Raw genomic sequence first — 17,200 nt, 5'->3', positions numbered from 1 at the left:
CTAATTTTGCAACATGGAAAGAGCAATTGCACATATGGATTTGGATACGTTCTTTGTTTCCTGTGAGCGGCTTAAAAACTCTGTATTGGAGAAAGAGCCCGATATCATAGGTGGTGGAGACCGGGGCGTGGTTTTTTTTTATCAACTGCTGACAACCTTGTGATCTTTGCTTAAAAATTAACCAATCAAAGATGTCTGCGGTTCCAGACTGTTGTCCAGAAATCATTTTCATGAAGTATTATAGAGTTGCAGTAGATTCACAAAAGGTTGAATCCCTAGCAGTAGCAATGAAAAAGTATGCTGACGGAGTAAATACAGGCAATTGCAAGGATTTCTCTTCCACTTTCGAGACCATCACCTTAAAAAAAAAGCTTTGCCAAAAAATACTTTGACAAAGCTTTGCTTTATATTTTATTTTGCGAATTCCTGCACAATCCTTTCGCTAAAGACAGGTAAATCATCTGGAGTTCTGCTTGTCGTAAGATTTCCGTCTGTCACTACTTGTTCGTCGACCCAATTCGCACCGGCATTTTTCAAATCTTTGGAAATAGCTTGTACTGAAGTCATTTTCTTACCAGAAACCACGTCAGCGTTGATCAATGTTTGCGGTCCGTGGCAAATGGCTGCCACTGGTTTATTTTCGTTGAAAAAATCTTTCACAAATTTTAACGCATTTTCGTCAACGCGCACTGCATCGGGATTAAAAACGCCACCTGGTAAAAGTAACGCGTCGTAATCGGAAGCTTTTGCTTCGGAAACAGTTTTATCAACTTTTACCGAATTGCTCCATTCGAAGTGTACCATCCCTTTTATTTCACCGCTTTTAAGTGAGATTATTTCTACGTTTGCACCTGCATTTTTTAAAGCTTCCACAGGGTGTTCCAATTCACTTTGCTCATATCCATCCGCAGATAATACTGCAATCTTTTTATTTTCTAATGTTGACATAATTCTTGATTTTTAATTGTGAAAACATAGGCAAATATCCGGCCGACATATTTGGTTTTATGAAGAATTATTAAAAATTATAAAAGTTTAAGATTTAATCTTTTAAGCCCATTTAAATTAAATTCTCTCGAGCTCATCTACCGAAATTTGAGTCTTGAACAATCCGTAATTCATCGTCACCTTTTGGTTTTTATCAATTTTTTCGATCGTTCCCACGTTTGTGCTACCGGAGATCCTTACGGGTTGGCCCACCTTTAGCCAAACTGCGCATTCTTATATCCGCTTATCTTCTAATTTCTCGTGGGTTTCAGAGATTTTTTCCTGTACGTTTTCCTTTTGCATTGTTGTGTGATTTTTCGCTTGATTACCTGAAGTTTCTTCGTCTTATCTTTATCAGACCCGAGTTGGCGGAGTTTTTCCTGCTCGAGAATCTTCACGAAATCTTTCACGACATTTTTGCGCGATTTGCCATGCTTAACAGGTCGCCATCGCGTTCCTTAGATGTTTTTTCTTCCAAAGAAGTGGGTTTTTGCTGTTTTAATCGAAAGTTTCGAGTAGAAATGCATTCCGTAGGTGTTTTCCAGCGTTACTTTTTGGGAGTAGGGATATTCGTTTTCCATTTTCTGAAGTGCTTTTTCGCAATTGGAATTACTTTCCATGGTGAGAAAGACATCGGGTTGGTATTTGTTGATTAAGGCGATAAACTGGGCGCATTCCGTATTGAACTAGTAGATGTTTGGCGAAATAAATTTAAGTTTTTATCCGAATCGTGTTCGGGAATCACTTTTTTATTGGGAACAGTTTGGTATCGAGAATTACACATGTGGAACCCAATAAAAGCTTTACTGATTTCCAGGAGAAAGGACCTTACAAATACTGGAACCATTTTCACGAATTCATCCCCAATAAAGACGGTGTACTAATGAAAGATACCGTAGATTATGAATTGCCTTTCGGTTTTTTGGGGAAGATGGTACATCGGCTCTTTGTGAAAAAGAAATTAGCGGACATTTTTGATTTCCGCTACAGCGTTTTAGAAAAGCTATTTAACAAGTAAAAAACAACTATGAATTTTTTAATTGTATTCGGATCATTTATGGGGATGGAAGGAGCAACGTGGATTATCCACAAATATATTATGCACGGCTTTCTTTGGGGTTTACACAAAGACCATCACGATCATAGCAATGACGGAGTTCTTGAAAAAAACGACTATTTCTTTGTCATATTTGCTTTACCAACAATTGCTTTAATGTATTTCGGTTCGCTCGAAAATTTCAATTATATGTTTTTTATAGGACTGGGCATTATGTTCTATGGAATGGCCTATTTTTTCGTACACGATGTCTTTATCCACCAACGGATTAAATTATTGACCAGCACGAAAAACATCTATTTTTTAGCACTTCGCAGAGCACATAAACAACATCACAAGCATATTGGCAAAGAAAATGGTGAATGTTTTGGCTTCTTATATGTGCCATTCAAGTATTTTAAAATGTATTATAATTCTTCTAAAAAATGATAGCATATACTTATTTACTGATATTATTTTTTACGGTTATTATTTGTTTCATTGCATCTTTTGATAGTCGAATTCGCTTTAATCGATATTTTGGTGCGTATATAAAATCCGCCTTTCTAGTTGCCATTCCATTTATTTCTTGGGATGTATGGTTTACGGCAAAAGGTGTGTGGTGGTTCAACACAGACTACACGCTTGGAATAGTGATAGCGGGATTGCCTCTTGAAGAATGGCTTTTCTTTATTTTCATTCCGTTTTCATGCATATTTACCTATTTTTGTTTTGATGAATTTTTCAAGCTAGGATGGCTATCCAGTTTTAATAATCTGATCGTTTTTGTCAGTTTGATTGTCTGTATGGTTATCGCTTTGTTGCATTACGATAAAATTTATACATTGGTAACAGCTATCACCACTTCAGCAACTTTAATTTACCTGCATTTCATTGCTCGGGCAGATTGGATTGGCAAAGCATCGCTGGTATTTACGATATTATTGTTAGGTTTCTTTCCAGTAAATGGTGTGCTGACCGGCACAGGATTAGAAATACCAATAGTAAATTACAATTCCGGAGATTTCCTAGGTATACGAATACTAACGATACCAATCGAAGATGCGGTTTACGGATACACACAGTTTCTTTTAGTGCTTTACTTTTTTAAAAAATTTAAACATACACGCGATGAAAACAACAAATAAAATTTTAATAGTAGCTTGTTCCATAGGCTTCGTTGCTCTTTTAAATTCCTGTGCCTCCATTCCAAAAAATGCTGAGGCGGTCAAAAACTTTGATATCAGTCGTTATTTGGGGACATGGTATGAAATTGCCCGTTTCGATTTTCGTTTTGAAAAGAACTTGGACAATGTCTCCGCTCAATACAGCCTGAACAAAAAAGGCAACATCACTGTGTTGAACAGTGGTTATAATTACAAAAAAGCAGAATGGAAAAAAGCGGATGGATTAGCAAAGTTTAGAGGAAGTAAAGATATTGCAGAATTAAAAGTAAGCTTCTTCGGTCCCTTTTATGCCGGTTACAATGTAGTGGCACTGGATGAAAATTACCAATACGCCTTAATTGCAGGAAAAGACTTGGATTATTTGTGGATCTTATCAAAAACAAAAAATATTTCTGAAGAAGTTAAATCCAACTACTTGAAAATTGCAGAAGAAATAGGCTACGATACATCTAAACTCATTTGGGTAAAACACGACAGGAACGACAATCCATTCCTGAGTGAAAAGTAAGGTCTGCGTTTTTGGTTTCGTAGAGACTTGCGTTTGGATGACAATGTGGGGTTATATCAGGCACTTGCATCTGAATTTCCGATGTTGCTGTGTCGTCATAGGTTTTTCAAATCAAGATCCTGTTTTAAATAAAGATGAGGTGAAAGATTATAAATGGATGCATATAGATGAAATTCTATCGTATTCAAAAAAAACAATCCGTCTCCTTATACGATTTGGTTGAAACGAGCTTATCCAGAGTTACATTCAAAAATTAACAAATGAAAACGATACTAATTGCCGGAGGAACAGGTTTTGTCGGAAAAGCATTGATAAGGCACCTGATAAATTGCGGCTATATTGTTAATGTTTTAACTCGAAGAAGAAGAAGCAGCAACATTAACACTGAAAACATTCATTTTTTTCAATGGGACGTCGATAGAAGCTATATTGACGAAAAAGCCTTTGAAAGTGTTACAAAAATCATCAATCTAACAGGAGCGAACATTGGCGAAAAACCTTGGACTAATAAAAGAAAAATCGAAATCATTGAGAGCCGAACAAAGTCAATAGATTTACTTTACACCTATGTTAAAACAAGAAATCATAGCATAAATACTTTCATTTCTTCGTCTGCCGTAGGTTATTATGGCGCAGTTACTACAGAGGAGATATTCACAGAAACATCCAATAATGGTAACGATTTTTTAGCTTCTGTCTGCGAGCAGTGGGAAAAATCAGCATTGCAATTCGAAAGTTTGGGTATTGCGACCGTGATTTTAAGACAGGGTGTTGTCCTAGGGAAAGATGGTGGCATGTATCAAAAATTAGCGCCTTTGGCGAAAGTAGGCATCAATACATCTTTAGGAAATGGCAAACAATATTTACCTTGGATTGGAATTCGAGATTTAGTCAGGTTGTATCAGTTTATCTTGAAAACAAATGGAATAAGTGGGGTTTTTAATGCTGTTTCGTCCGAGCACATCACGATGAATGATTTATCAAAAGCACTTCTACAAGCATTTGGTAAGAAAACCTTTTTGCCCAATGCACCTGCATTTCTGATAAAATTATTTTTTGGAGAAATGTCTGTCATGTTATTAAATGGTTCTAAGGTGGCCAATGAAAGAATAAAAAAGGCCGGCTTTAAATTTGAGGATAGCTCGATTGATAAGACTTTTTTTTTGTAGAAAGGCGATGGTGAATTACACTCCGACGACAGAGCCGATGGGTCTGGATTCAAGGGTAATAGACTCACCTAATGATAACGCCTAACCTTGTTTTTGCTTGACGTAGGATTCAAGCCCTGAACCCCACAATATATTTATACCCCGGCAGCGATATAGCGGCTGTAAACATCTATAATCGCCGTTAAATACATAAATCCTGTGGCCATGGGTATGTACGTAATATCAACCTCCCACACTTGGTTGCTACGAGTTATATTCAGATCCCTCAGCAAATAAGGGTGATTATATCCGTTCTTTTTCCATTCTGTTAAATGCCTGCGGGGATAGATGGGTTTGATGTGGCCCAACCTCATCAGTGGCCTTACACGCTCATATCCGGCAGTAATACCCTTGCCTTTCATGGGTTAGACCCCAGCAGTATGTTCCTCCAGGATATGCCTGTCAACGATTTTCATGATTTCCAGATTCTCCTGTAATTCTCCTTTGCGTTCATAATAGAGTCCGGAACGGTTTATTTCCAGTATCTCACATTGTTTACGGATGTTCGGAGCGTGGTTCTTGTCAATTAAAAGTTTTGAATCAATCATAGGCCTAACCTGGCTAAACTTTTTTTTTTAAAAGTCCATCTCCATCTGTAACTCCCGATTTTGGAATACAGCTTTTCCACATCCACATCATTATCAGAGGTTGCTGATTTGGTTTTCTGCTCAAAAACAAGCGCTGAGTTCTCTAAAAATTTCTGCTTCCATTGCAATATCTGAATAGGGTGCAAACCAAACTTAACGGCAAGTTCCGACAGTGCAGGTCGCTCTTTCAATGCCTCAACGACAACTTGCGCCTTGAACGAGGATCGAATTTTCTTGTGCTTCTTTTTCATAATTTTCACTTGATTAATTTTCAACTCTTTTTTCAATTAGTCAAGTGCTCTGAATTTGTCGGGGTATTATACTCCACTCTTCTTTCTGTTCTTAACGTCAGATCCATCGTGTAAAAGTAGAAAATCCTACGTAAGGAAAGCAGGATCTTCCGCATCTAATCAATATCATTTACAAATAACAAGGGTCCACTTAAAAAGTAGACCCTTGCACTATCGTTTCTCCGAGATTTAATTCGGCATAAGAATTAAAATTCTAGTTCATCCTCTGGATGAAGATGCTTATAGTCTGCAGTCATCTCAGATCCGTAATCCACTTTTTCGTGTTTTGAAAAACGGTTCTCGAGTCTTACAATAATGTAATAAACCACAGGAACAATAATTAACGTTAGGAATAACGAAGAGATTAGTCCCCCGATAATAACAATCGCAAGTCCATTATTCATTGAGGCTGCTGCGCCCGTTGCCATGGCAATAGGAAGCATACCAAAGACCATTGCAATGGTTGTCATTAGAATCGGACGAAGTCTCGCGTGATTCGCTTGGACAATCGCGTTTTCAATATTCTCTCCTGCATCGAGTCGGTGGTTAATGAAGTCCACCAGTAAGATGGCGTTCTTGGCCACCAGACCAATCAGCATGATAATCCCTAAGATGGTGAAAATATTCAAACTCTGATTCGTTAAGGCAAGAGCCCAAAGCGCTCCAATGAAGGATAGCGGGATCGAGAATAAAACGATAAACGGTTTGATAAAGTCATCGTAGAGAACGACCATAATCATGTATACGAGTAGCACCGCTGCCATTAGGGCAACGCCTAGCGTTCCAAACCCATCACTTTGATTTTCCATGTTTCCACCCCAAACCCAAGTGACGCCTGCAGGTGCTTTTTCTTCTGCAAGAGAGGCTTCCCAATCTGCAGCGACCGCTCCAGTCGTACGACCTACAACCTGCGCTTGCACAGTTACGGAAGGAGTTCTGTTAAAACGCTCTAGAAGCGCAGGACCGGAACTGTAAACGATGTCTGCAAACTGCGCCAATTGGATCTGTTGGCCCTGGTTATTTATAAACGTTACGTTTTTCACGTCGTCTATGCTTTTTCTGTTGGTTTCATCTAGGATGATGTTAATGTCATACTCGCTGTTTCCGGTACGGAACTTATTGTCTGTATTTCCACTAAATCCAGTTCTTAGGGTCGTTCCGACGCTCGCCACGTTAAGTCCTAAAGCGGTCATTTTATCACGATCGACATTAATAGAGATTTCTGGATTTCCTTCCTCTACAGAGAGTTCTACCTCAGAAGAACCGTCGATCGCTTTTAACTTCGCTTCCGCCATTTTGGCGTACTGCATTACAGTTTCAAGCTCAGGACCTGTGACCGTCATTTGAAGCGGTGCCATTTCAGCCCCCATAAATCCTACAGGAACTGTGGTGATTTTTACTCCAACGACTTCTTTTTCAAGTTCTCTTTTTAGTTTGGCAGAATAAACCTTGGTCGCTTCCTCTGTATCTTCTTTTAGAACAATGCTAATCTCCGATTTGTAATTGGTCGATTGCATCGCTCCCATATCTCCACTCACCAGTCCTACGGAAGTAATCATACTTTCCACTTCGGGCTTTTGAGCCACATAGTTCTCCGCCTTTTGAGTCATGAAATTGGTTTCTTCAAGTGAGGTGTCTTTCGGCATCTCGAATTGAACTAAGAATTCCCCTTTGTCATTGGCTGGGAAGAAATCCGTTCCAATGTAACCAAAGGCTAAAAGCAGAATAGAACTTACAAAAAGAACAATTACAACTCCAAAAGTTCTAAGTTTATGAACTAAACTCCATCGAAGGATGGATTCCATTTTGCGGGTAAACCAGCTCAGTCCCTCTTCAAACTTCGTAATGATTTTCCCAAACCAAGTTTTGTTGCTAATGGTCTCTAATTTCCCATAACGAGAGAAGAGCCATGGCACCACTGTAAAGGAAATAAGTAAGGAAAGCAAAGTCGCAATAATCACGGTCACCGTAAACTGCTTAATAATGTCCGTTACAAGACCAGAAGAAAGGGCAATCGGTAAGAACACCACCACAATTACAAGGGTAATTGCAGTTACGGTAAATCCAATTTCTTTCGCTCCGTCATACGACGCACGTACTTTGTTTTTCCCCATCTCCATGTGACGGTGAATGTTTTCAATCACTACGATCGCGTCATCCACTAGAATCCCCACCACAAGGGAGAGACCTAGTAAACTCATCAAGTTCAAACTATAATCAAGTAGATTGAGTCCAATAAAGGTGGCAATAAGCGAGGTTGGAATCGCAACCATTACAATCAAAGCGTTTCTAAAACTATGAAGGAAGAAAAGCATCACGAAAGCCACAAGGCAAATCGCGATCAGTAAGTCTTTGATTACCGCGTTCGCTGCTTCAAGGGTAAATAAGGAGGTATCGTCCGCAATGTCAATCTTCACGCCCGTATCTTTATACTGCGCTTCAATTTGTGCGATTTTCTCTCTCACTAGGGAACTCACTTCCACCGCATTGGCATCCGTCTGCTTTTGCACTTGAAGCATAATGGTACTTTGGCGATTGATTCGGGCTAGTTTGTCCGCTTCTTTCTGTGTATCCTGTACCTCGGCCACATCCAAAAGCTTAATATTTTGACCTCCGACAGAGGCAATGGTTAAATTCCTTAGCTGATCTACAGAGGTAATTTTACCTGCCAAACGAATCAAAGTGGAATTTTCTCTCGTCTTTAAACTTCCCGTTGGGAAGTCCAAATTCGAAGCCGCAATGATTTGCTCTACTTGAGGAATGGTAAGACCATACCCCTGTAGTTTGTTTTGATCTAAGTTGATTCGTATCTCTCTTTCTTGACCTCCGACAATATCCACCTTTGATACCCCTGTAATTCTGGAGATTTCCGGCTGGATACGCTCGTCAATTAAGTCGTAGAGTTCGTTTTCGGTTAGGTTGGCGGTTACCCCCATACGCACAATCGGCATATCGGATAACGAGAACTGGGAGAGCGAAGGCTCATCAATGTCCTCAGGTAAATCCGATCGAATGGCATTAATTTTCCGCTGCGCTTCGTTTAAGGCGAAGTCGACATCGGCATCGTTATTAAATTCAATAATAACGACGGATAAACTTTCGTAAGACTTGGATTGAATCTTCTTAATTCCTTCTAGGGCGGAGATCGCGTCTTCAATTTTACGCGAAACCGTATTTTCTACCTCGGCGGGCGAGGCTCCTGGATAGACCGTAGCCACTGTGACTACCTTCACTTCAAATTTAGGGATCAGCTCATAATTCAGCTGAGAGTAACTAAAGAGTCCCCCAATAATCAGTAAGGCAAGCATCACGATGACCAAACTTGGTCGCTTGATCGATACTTCTGCTAATTTCATTCTATTCTTGTATTACAATCGTTATTTAAGTAGGCTTACTTTTGTTTTGTCGCTTAGGTTAATCTGACCGCTGGTCACCACCATTTCGCCTTCTTTCAGGCCACTTACCACTTCTACATTGTCGCCTAAATTAGCTCCACTTTGAATTTTTGTTAAATAAGCCACTCCATTTTTAACCACAAACACTTGGTTGTCACTAACGGATCCTACAAAAGCTGATCTAGGAATTAAAAGCGTTTTCCCATCGGATACGCGATTGAACATGGCCGTTCCGTACATTCCTGCTCTTAGTTGATTGTATGCATTTTTAACCGCAATTTCGACAGGGAATTTTAAAGCGCCAGATGCTGAGGGTGCAATAAAAGTAATTCTTCCTTCTAGTTCTGCATCGCTTACATCCACTTTTACTTTAATTAAGTCCCCTACTTTCAGGTTGCTCACTAAAGACTGGTCTACATCCACACGTAGTTTCACAGAAGAAATGTCTACGATTTCAACGATCGGTGTTCCTGGACTTAGAATGGTTCCAATTTCCACGAATTTTTGATTGACAATCCCGCTTATTTTTGAAACAATGTTTGTATCGCCTGAAACCAAGTTCGCAGACTGCACTTGCGCTCTTGCGTTTGTGACTTGAAGTCTCGCTTGGTCTAATTGAAGGGCGGTTACCCCTCCGGTTTTGTAAGCCTGTTCGTATCGGCTAAGTGCCTGTTGTGCGTTGGCTAAATTGGCCTGTGCATTGGATACGTTAACATTTAGCTTATCTCCTACGAGACGACCAATGCTTTGTCCTGCTTTCACGTAACTTCCTTCTTTTACATATAGGGAAGCTAACTGTCCTGTGATCTCAGAAGCGATTGTTACCTCGCGGTTCGGTACAAAGTTCCCGTTCACTTGAAAAGCTCCTTCAATCAATTCGGATTTTACAAGAGTCGTTCGAACGGCTACATCCTTATTTTTTTGCGCTACGATCGCCACTTCGGCCTCGTTTTTTGATTTGTTGCGTTGCAAAATGAAAAACGCAAGTACCCCAACTACGATAAGGGAAACCAGGGTGATAATTGTATTTTTTTTCATGATCGAATTAATAATTTAAAGTTCTTAGTTTCCCCTGTGATTTTAACAGGTTGATTTCAGCGAGTTTATAATCTAGTTTGGCTTGAGTTAAATGGTCTTTTGCGTCCGTTAAATCCCTTTCTGCATCCAATATATCGTTTAGGGTTGCAAGTCCGTACTGGTAGTTGCTACGCGTGTTGGAAAGAACATCTTGCGCCAATTGAACGTTCTCTTCTTGCGAAGCGATAAGCGTTAAATTGTTTTCAAGAGAGGTGCGAGCATTCTTATAAGCAAGGTCGAGACCTAATTTGGTTTCTACAAGGTCTGCCTCTGCCTTTTGAATTTCTATTTTATTGAGTTCTATTTTTGATTTCGTGGCAAATCCATTAAAAATAGGCACTTGAATATTAAGTCCAATGGAAGCCATGTCAGACCAAAAAACGCCCTGCTTCTGTCCATTCCACCAAGGCATTTTCTCACCTTGTCCTAGAAAGCCATAGTTCGCTGAAAGCGATACGGTAGGATAGTACTCCGCTTCTGAGGCTTTCTTTTGCCAATCGAGAAGTTCAAGTTGCTTGTTCATTAATTTCACTTCCGTGCGCTGGTCTACTTCATAATCCGCTTGAGAGAGCATTCCCGGTTCAAAACTTCCTTCTGGTAGCGTGATCTCCGATTCCATCGGCATTCCGATCATGAACTTAAGTGCATTCTCGGCCAAGTCCACACTGTTTTCTAGCTGTTTCACACCGGAACTCACATTGTTACGAGCCACGACCACACGATCGTAATCGATCTTACGGGCAAGTCCTGCATCGTATAGACCTTTAATAATTTGAATGGTTTGATTTGTAATTTCCAGGTTGTTTTCCGCATTGTGGAGCATTTCTTCGGATTGGTATACTTGAAAATAAGCTGTAGCTACTTTTTCAATGATCTGTTCCTCCGTAAGCTCTGCATTAATTTGGTAAAACTCTGTGGTGGACTTGGCTGCTTTCAGCCCTGTAAACACCGACTGGTTAAACAGAACTTGCGATAGCTGAACCATGTTACTAGAAGTCCATTTTTGTCCAAAGGCTACTTTCACTTGTTGTCCGGGAGCCCCAAACATTTCCCCAGGGAGAACCGTTTCTTGAAGCAAAGGATTGTAAGAAGTTGAGCTCGTAAAATTCACATGAGGATAAGCGCCCGCTTTCACCTCTGCAATTTGAGCCTGACCTTTGAGCACATCCAGTCTTGCTTTTTGCGCCTCGGCCTTGTGCTCGAGTGCAAAATTAATCGCCTCAGACAGAGTCAGCACCTGCGTGTTTTGTCCAAAAGCAATTCCACTTGCCATAAGGGCGACTGCCATTAATAGTTTATTCATCGATTTTATTTGTTAACTTTTTCTAATTCTCTCTTGCCCTCTTCGCTCGTAATCGATTGCATGTACATAAGGATTACTTCCTCCATAAAATCCGTACGTTCCTTCTCTTCCTCGTCAAAGAAGGGAGATGCATCGTAGGACATCACGAGTTGCAAAAACAACTTGGCATAAATTTTCTCGTCAAAATCCTTTCGGTAAAGTCCCTGCTCTCTCCCCCTATGAATATTGCGAATAAGCACTGTCGCGAATCGGTTTCCGAAACGCTTCATGTGCGAGTAAAAAATATTGGGGTAATAGCGGATCAATTGACGAATCAGCATGGAATTGTTGGTGCGAACCGCCTGATCAATTTCTTCATCTCGGCAAAACATGCGCGCCACTGCATTTTCCACTTTGGAATCTAACAGTTCCATTTTTTCTATCACTTTTTGAAGTTGATAGTTAAGTACATCTTCTAATAACGCTTCTTTATTTTTGTACAATTGGTAGAGCGTCTTCTTTGAAATCGAAAATTCTCTCGCGACCTCATCCATGGTCAGAGTTTTGGCTCCGTTCTCCATAAAGAGCTTCGAGGCGGTTTCTAAAAATTCTTCATTCGAGGCCATTCTTGTAAATTTCAAGTGGCAAAGATACGCTAGAGAAAACTAATAAACCAAAAAAGTTTCCTAGTTTTTTTCAATTATTTTTCATCCCTCTTTTCCGATGCCTGTTTTCACTGCTATCGCCCATGCAAAAATACTTCCTTTCAAAAAGGAAGTATTTTAAAAATGCATGAACGTAAGGTTAATTTAAGTAAAACGAATAGCGATTGTCTCCTTTTAAACTAGAAAGGAGCGTTGGATTTACCTCGATTTGCGCTTTTAAAGAAGGCAGTTCCATATGGGACTGATCTCGCGAGTCTTTGATATAGAAATTCAACTTTTGGTCGCCTGGAAACTCAGCTAGAACCCGTTTCAAGAATTCAAAATCTTCCCTTCGTACATGAACTACATCCAGCACAAGGGAAAGACTTCTTGCAAACTTTTCAAACGCTTCCTTCAAATCAAAAACTTCGGAAACGTTGACAAAAACGCGTGAGTCTTTTGCGATGGAGTACTTGATTTTTAAAATGACGAAGCGTTGCAAATCGAGCCGGTCTCGAAGTCGGAGATAATCTCGGTCACCCAATCGGAACGAATAACTACCGCTGTAGTCTTCTAGGGTTAGAAAAGCAATTTTCTCTCCGCTGTTTCTCGCATCGCGCACGGTGTATTCCGTAATAAGTCCAGAGACCATGTATTCTTTTGCATTCTCCCGAAATCTTTGCTTCTCTTTGTAGTCTTTGATTTCTTCATAGAGTCGGATTTGTTCCGGTCCATACTGCTGGTCGCGGAACGGATCAATCTGATCCAAGTTCAAAAATCCAAGGGCGCCCCTGGGTTCAATAACCGTTTGTTCCAGTCCCACCATAGCATCCATATCGTCTGCTTCTAGGTCTAAATCTATACCCTCCTCAAGGACTATATCCGCATCCATCGACACGAGAGGTGCTTTTTCAAGTTCTGCCTGCTCACTTGGATCCTGCAAAACGCTTTGTTTTGAGAGTTGTCCTTGCAAGAATTCAAATTGAAACTTGAATTCATCTAAAGGGTGTGAAGACAAGTAGAACCCAATAATTTCTTTTTCTTTGTTTAGCTTGTGCATGCTCTGCCATTCGGGCGCCGGTAAAATCTTTGGCGTTTCGATTTGTACCTCGTCCGCAAAATCAGCAAAGAGTGAATTTTGAATTTCATTCTTGCCCTCTTGAAAACTCTGTCCGTATCGAAGAAGCCTCTCAAGGGTGGTTTTGCCCATCGTATCGATTTCAAAATACTGCGCTCTATGGTAAGAGTCTAGTTCGTCAAAGGCGCCTGCAATCACCAAACTTTCCGCTACCCTTTTGTTCATTTCTCGAGACGGAATGCGTTCAAAAAAATCATAGACCGTTTCAAAGCGACCTGCTTCCCTAGCCTGAACAATGGCCTCACTTGGCCCTTCTCCAATTCCTTTAATGGCTCCTAAGCCAAAACGGATTTGCCCTTTGTCATTGACCGCAAACTCGTAATGGGATTCGTTCACATCGGGTCCAAGTACATCGACACCAATGCTACGGCAGTCCTCCATGAAAAGAGTAATCTGCTTCGTGTTATTTAAATTGTGGGTCATGACACTTGCCATGTACTCCGCAGGATAGTTCGCTTTTAGATAAGCCGTATGGTAGGCAATAAGTGCGTAACAAGTCGAGTGGGATTTGTTAAAGGCATACTCGGCAAAGGCCTCCCAGTCTTTCCATATTTTATTGAGGGCTTTTTCGTCGTGTCCTTTCTCTTTTCCTCCTTCCATGAATTTAGGATAGAGTTCATCGAGAACGCTTTTTAGCTTCTTCCCCATGGCCTTTCTAAGGGTATCTGCCTCCCCTTTCGTAAAGCCTGCAAGCTTTTGAGAAAGGAGCATTACCTGTTCCTGGTAAACGGTAATTCCATAGGTTTCCTTTAGGTATTCTTCCGCCTCAGGAAGGTCGTATACGATTTCTTCTTCTCCATGTTTTCGGTTAATGAAACTTGGAATGTATTTAATAGGACCTGGACGATACAGAGCGTTCATCGCAATTAAATCCGCAAAAACGGTCGGTTTTAGCTCCCGCATGTATTTTTGCATTCCCGGACTCTCGTACTGGAAAATCCCTACCGTGTGTCCTTTTTGGAAGAGTTCATACGTTTTGGTATCGTCAAGTGGAAGGGTATCTATGTCGATATCCACCCCGTGGTTCTTTTTAATTAATTTAAGAGCATCCTTCAGTATCGTCAAGGTACGAAGTCCTAAAAAGTCCATCTTGAGAAGTCCCGCATTCTCCGCCACCGAGTTGTCAAACTGAGAAACTAAGATTTCAGAGTCTTTCGCCGCAATGGAAATAGGGACTAAATTGGAGATGTCTTCGGGCGTAATGATGACCCCGCAAGCATGAATCCCTGTATTTCGAATGGCTCCTTCTAATTTCTGAGCCGCGGAAAGCACGGCATGACGGGGATCTTTCGAGTCCCCTAGGATTCTCTTCATTTCATCGACAAGCATTTGATCCTCTGGGGGCAGTTTGTCGTATTTCGCAAAGGCTTTTTGAAAGTTCATCCCCGGAGAGGGAGGAATTAATTTGGCGAGTTCGTTGGTTTCTCCAATAGAGAATTCAAGGACCCTACCTGCGTCTTTAATCGCGGATTTCCCTCCTAAAACAGAATACGTGATAATTTGAGCTACATTGGTTTTCCCATACTTTTCAATCACCCACTTAATAATTCGGTCTCTTCCTTCGTCATCAAAGTCAATGTCAATATCGGGCATGGACACCCTTTCTGGATTCAAAAATCGCTCAAATAGCAAATCGTATTTAATCGGATCCACATTGGTAATCCCCGTGCAGTATGCCACGGCAGAACCGGCTGCCGATCCCCTACCCGGTCCAACCCATACGCCCATCTTTCTGGCTTCGTTACAAAAGTCTTGCACAATTAAGAAGTATCCAGGATACCCCGTATTGGCAATTACCTCCAGTTCAAAATCCAAACGCTCCTGAATCTCAGGCGTAATTTCCTTATAACGCGCTTTGGCTCCTTCAATCGTAAGGTGTCGGAGATACGCATTCTCTCCTCGTTTCCCTCCGTCCTCTAAATCCAGTGGACTTCGAAATTCTTCTGGAATCGCAAATTCGGGAAGAAGCACATCGCGCTTCAAACTATAAGGTTCAAATTTTTTGACCAGATCCTCGTACGCGGAGAACGCGGTGGGAAACTGGGCAAAGGATTTCTTTAACTCCTGTCTGTTTTTAAGGTAGTACTCTTTGGAAGGAAGCGCTTTTCGTTTCCCAAAGCCTCGTCCGACCTCCGTACTTAACTTCTCTCCGTCTTTTATACAGCTAAGGATTTCTTGAATCTTCGCGTCCGTAGCCTCAGAATAATAGGTTTCGTTTTGAGCAAGTAGCGGAATCGAATGCTTTTCGCTCAATTCTACCAAAACAGAATTTACATGGTTCTCTTCTTGCACTCCATGGCTTTGAATTTGAAGATAGAAATCCTCACCAAAGGTTTCCTTCCACCACAGGGTGAGCTCCTCCCCTTTCTGCGTTCCTAGTTCCAAAATGGTTTGAGGGATGTCGCCCTGAAGGCCAGCCGAAAGGGCAATTAAGTCCTCCTTATATTCTTTTACCATCTGTCTTGAGATTCGAGGAACCCCAAAATAAAAACCATTCACATAGCCAAGGGAAGAGAGTTTTACTAAATTCTTATACCCGTTCCTATTCTTCGCAAGCAAAACCACTCGCGATCGTTTGTCGGGATTGTCTTTGGTAAACTGCTTTTGCTCCGGTCGGTCCGACAAATAGAACTCACACCCAATGATTCCTACAATGGGCTTCTTTGGGGGCACTTCGTTCCACTCTTCTCCTTTCTCTTTTGCCTCCTTCTCTCTTTCCGTATAAGCTCTGTACTCTTTTTCAAGAGCACTGTTTCTATTTTGAAGTTCCGCATTGAATTTAAAGGCGCCCATCATGTTGCCAAGATCCACGAGACCTACCGCGGGAAACTCATTTTCAAAGGCCTCGTCAATTAAGTCCGTAAGGCTACTTGAGCCTTGTAAAGAAGAGTATATACTGTGGTTATGAAAATTGAAATAAGATCCGAGTTCGATCTCTACCGTAGGTTTTTTCGTCTTACCGACTGTAGGAGACTCAATACCCGGCTGCTTTTTGACCACAATCTCAAAGGACTGAATTTGCGTAGGATTTTTCGCTTTAAAAGAAGTGTATTGCTGCTCAGAAATCCCTACGCTTGCTAGTGGCACCGCGTTTAAACGCAAAAGCTCGAAAAAGGCTCTGGCCGTCGCATTTACGTCCGCCGCCGAGTTGTGCGCCTGATCAAAATCCTCTTGAAAGAGAATCTGGTAAAGCTCTCCAAGTCTAGGAGGTTTGTAGCCTGCACGTCCCCAAGAGAGTTTACAAAAGTCGGTTCCAAAGTGCATGGTATCGGCTACTTGCAATTCTTCAATTTCAAAGGGAAGGGTTTTTCTATAAAACTCAGAGCCTAAAACCCCAAGGTCAAACTCTAAATTATGCCCTACCATGACCTTAGTCCTAGATAAGACTTCCTTAAATTCGAGCAGTATTTCTTTTAAATCCTGTCCTTCTTTTTGCGCAATTTCGGTGGTGATTTTATGCACCTCCGCCGCTTTGTAGGGAATATCGAATCCCTCCGGACGAATGATATAGTCTTTGTTTTCAATTAGCGTACCGTCTGTATCGTGCAACTGCCAACTGATCTGCACCATGCGCGGCCAGTTCTCCGTGTCACTGTAGGGCGCTTGCATGCTTTTCGCAAGCCCGGTGGTTTCTGTATCAAATACTAAATACATTTTGCTAACTATTTTTGGTAAAATTAGAGCCTTTTTTTCTGAGATTCAAATTGTATATAAACTTCTTTTATTTTCGCTGCTCACCTGCCCTTTTGGGGAAAGGAATATTTCTCTTCTGATTGGAATTTTCAAGTGAAATTCCCGTCTCTAGACGCGCGACGCTCTAAAAGCCATGCGTTTAGTACAGCCAGTAGCAGAGAGCATTTC

The 17,200-nt window shown here is 41.1% G+C and carries 13 protein-coding genes and 4 pseudogenes; 7 read left to right on the top strand and 10 right to left on the bottom strand.

Going from position 1 to position 17,200, the window contains the following annotated elements:
- Positions 1–13 precede the first annotated feature (13 nt).
- Positions 14–133, top strand: a pseudogene (locus ACX3PZ_RS06550) (DNA polymerase IV); the annotation flags it as partial.
- Positions 134–411: 278 nt separating this feature from the next.
- Here the strand turns inward: ACX3PZ_RS06550 and ACX3PZ_RS06545 are convergent.
- The 3 genes and pseudogenes from ACX3PZ_RS06545 to ACX3PZ_RS06535 form a co-directional block, all read right to left on the bottom strand.
- Positions 412–948, bottom strand: coding sequence for a type 1 glutamine amidotransferase domain-containing protein (locus ACX3PZ_RS06545; protein WP_459112295.1), 537 nt, complete (start codon positions 946–948; stop codon positions 412–414).
- A gap of 117 nt (positions 949–1,065) precedes the next feature.
- Positions 1,066–1,421, bottom strand: a pseudogene (locus ACX3PZ_RS06540) (endonuclease MutS2); the annotation flags it as partial.
- Positions 1,422–1,445: 24 nt separating this feature from the next.
- Entirely contained in the window at positions 1,446–1,640 is a 195-nt protein-coding gene (locus ACX3PZ_RS06535; RefSeq protein WP_459112749.1) for a hypothetical protein, read from the bottom strand.
- Between the two features lie 122 nt (positions 1,641–1,762).
- On the opposite strand from ACX3PZ_RS06535, the pseudogene ACX3PZ_RS06530 reads away from it, so the two are divergent.
- From ACX3PZ_RS06530 to ACX3PZ_RS06505, 6 genes and pseudogenes are all read left to right on the top strand, one after another.
- A pseudogene (locus ACX3PZ_RS06530) lies at positions 1,763–2,005 on the top strand (SRPBCC family protein); the annotation flags it as partial.
- Between the two features lie 9 nt (positions 2,006–2,014).
- Positions 2,015–2,473, top strand: coding sequence for a sterol desaturase family protein (locus ACX3PZ_RS06525; RefSeq protein WP_459112294.1), 459 nt, complete (start codon positions 2,015–2,017; stop codon positions 2,471–2,473).
- Positions 2,470–3,171, top strand: coding sequence for a lycopene cyclase domain-containing protein (locus ACX3PZ_RS06520; RefSeq protein ID WP_459112293.1), 702 nt, complete (start codon positions 2,470–2,472; stop codon positions 3,169–3,171). Before ACX3PZ_RS06525 ends, ACX3PZ_RS06520 begins: the two co-directional genes overlap by 4 nt.
- Positions 3,155–3,718 (top strand): lipocalin family protein, encoded by a 564-nt coding sequence (locus ACX3PZ_RS06515; protein ID WP_459112292.1) that lies wholly within the window; start codon positions 3,155–3,157, stop codon positions 3,716–3,718. Before ACX3PZ_RS06520 ends, ACX3PZ_RS06515 begins: the two co-directional genes overlap by 17 nt.
- Positions 3,719–3,721: 3 nt before the next feature.
- A pseudogene (locus ACX3PZ_RS06510) lies at positions 3,722–3,805 on the top strand (deoxyribodipyrimidine photo-lyase); the annotation flags it as partial.
- A 173-nt stretch (positions 3,806–3,978) separates the two neighbouring features.
- Positions 3,979–4,887, top strand: a complete 909-nt coding sequence (locus tag ACX3PZ_RS06505; protein WP_459112291.1) for a TIGR01777 family oxidoreductase — start codon at positions 3,979–3,981, stop codon at positions 4,885–4,887.
- A gap of 134 nt (positions 4,888–5,021) precedes the next feature.
- Here the strand turns inward: ACX3PZ_RS06505 and ACX3PZ_RS06500 are convergent, their stop codons facing one another.
- The 7 genes from ACX3PZ_RS06500 to dnaE form a co-directional block, all read right to left on the bottom strand.
- Positions 5,022–5,240 carry a DDE-type integrase/transposase/recombinase gene (locus ACX3PZ_RS06500; protein WP_459112748.1) on the bottom strand — a complete coding sequence of 73 codons (219 nt, stop codon included), beginning with the start codon at positions 5,238–5,240 and terminating at the stop codon, positions 5,022–5,024.
- Between the two features lie 230 nt (positions 5,241–5,470).
- Complete coding sequence (locus ACX3PZ_RS06495; RefSeq protein ID WP_459112290.1) at positions 5,471–5,764, bottom strand: transposase; 294 nt, start codon at positions 5,762–5,764, stop codon at positions 5,471–5,473.
- 245 nt (positions 5,765–6,009) lie between these two features.
- A complete protein-coding gene (locus tag ACX3PZ_RS06490) occupies positions 6,010–9,159 on the bottom strand; it encodes an efflux RND transporter permease subunit (RefSeq protein ID WP_459112289.1) in 3,150 nt (1,049 codons plus the stop codon).
- A gap of 21 nt (positions 9,160–9,180) precedes the next feature.
- On the bottom strand, positions 9,181–10,236 hold the full coding sequence (locus ACX3PZ_RS06485; RefSeq protein WP_459112288.1) for an efflux RND transporter periplasmic adaptor subunit: 1,056 nt from the start codon (positions 10,234–10,236) through the stop codon (positions 9,181–9,183).
- Between the two features lie 7 nt (positions 10,237–10,243).
- The gene (locus ACX3PZ_RS06480; RefSeq protein ID WP_459083689.1) at positions 10,244–11,578 is read right to left on the bottom strand and encodes a TolC family protein; all 1,335 of its coding nucleotides are present in this window, start codon (positions 11,576–11,578) and stop codon (positions 10,244–10,246) included.
- Positions 11,579–11,583: 5 nt separating this feature from the next.
- Entirely contained in the window at positions 11,584–12,183 is a 600-nt protein-coding gene (locus tag ACX3PZ_RS06475) for a TetR/AcrR family transcriptional regulator (protein ID WP_459083688.1), read from the bottom strand.
- Between the two features lie 178 nt (positions 12,184–12,361).
- The gene (gene dnaE, locus ACX3PZ_RS06470) at positions 12,362–16,993 is read right to left on the bottom strand and encodes a DNA polymerase III subunit alpha (RefSeq protein WP_459112287.1); all 4,632 of its coding nucleotides are present in this window, start codon (positions 16,991–16,993) and stop codon (positions 12,362–12,364) included.
- Positions 16,994–17,200 lie beyond the last annotated feature (207 nt).

Source organism: Chryseobacterium sp. A321, from assembly GCF_054489265.1.
This window is presented reverse-complemented; position numbering and strand designations above follow the sequence as displayed.

Bases quoted from the DNA above. Each gene is read 5' to 3' on its own strand.
- ACX3PZ_RS06545 (WP_459112295.1), bottom strand. From the start codon at position 948: ATGTCAACATTAGAAAATAAAAAGATTGCAGTATTATCTGCGGATGGA.
- ACX3PZ_RS06485 (WP_459112288.1), bottom strand. From the start codon at position 10,236: ATGAAAAAAAATACAATTATCACCCTGGTTTCCCTTATCGTAGTTGGG.
- ACX3PZ_RS06520 (WP_459112293.1), top strand. From the start codon at position 2,470: ATGATAGCATATACTTATTTACTGATATTATTTTTTACGGTTATTATT.
- ACX3PZ_RS06490 (WP_459112289.1), bottom strand. From the start codon at position 9,159: ATGAAATTAGCAGAAGTATCGATCAAGCGACCAAGTTTGGTCATCGTG.
- ACX3PZ_RS06495 (WP_459112290.1), bottom strand. From the start codon at position 5,764: ATGAAAAAGAAGCACAAGAAAATTCGATCCTCGTTCAAGGCGCAAGTT.
- ACX3PZ_RS06505 (WP_459112291.1), top strand. From the start codon at position 3,979: ATGAAAACGATACTAATTGCCGGAGGAACAGGTTTTGTCGGAAAAGCA.
- ACX3PZ_RS06500 (WP_459112748.1), bottom strand. From the start codon at position 5,240: ATGAGGTTGGGCCACATCAAACCCATCTATCCCCGCAGGCATTTAACA.
- ACX3PZ_RS06525 (WP_459112294.1), top strand. From the start codon at position 2,015: ATGAATTTTTTAATTGTATTCGGATCATTTATGGGGATGGAAGGAGCA.
- ACX3PZ_RS06480 (WP_459083689.1), bottom strand. From the start codon at position 11,578: ATGAATAAACTATTAATGGCAGTCGCCCTTATGGCAAGTGGAATTGCT.
- ACX3PZ_RS06515 (WP_459112292.1), top strand. From the start codon at position 3,155: ATGAAAACAACAAATAAAATTTTAATAGTAGCTTGTTCCATAGGCTTC.
- ACX3PZ_RS06475 (WP_459083688.1), bottom strand. From the start codon at position 12,183: ATGGCCTCGAATGAAGAATTTTTAGAAACCGCCTCGAAGCTCTTTATG.
- dnaE (WP_459112287.1), bottom strand. From the start codon at position 16,993: ATGTATTTAGTATTTGATACAGAAACCACCGGGCTTGCGAAAAGCATG.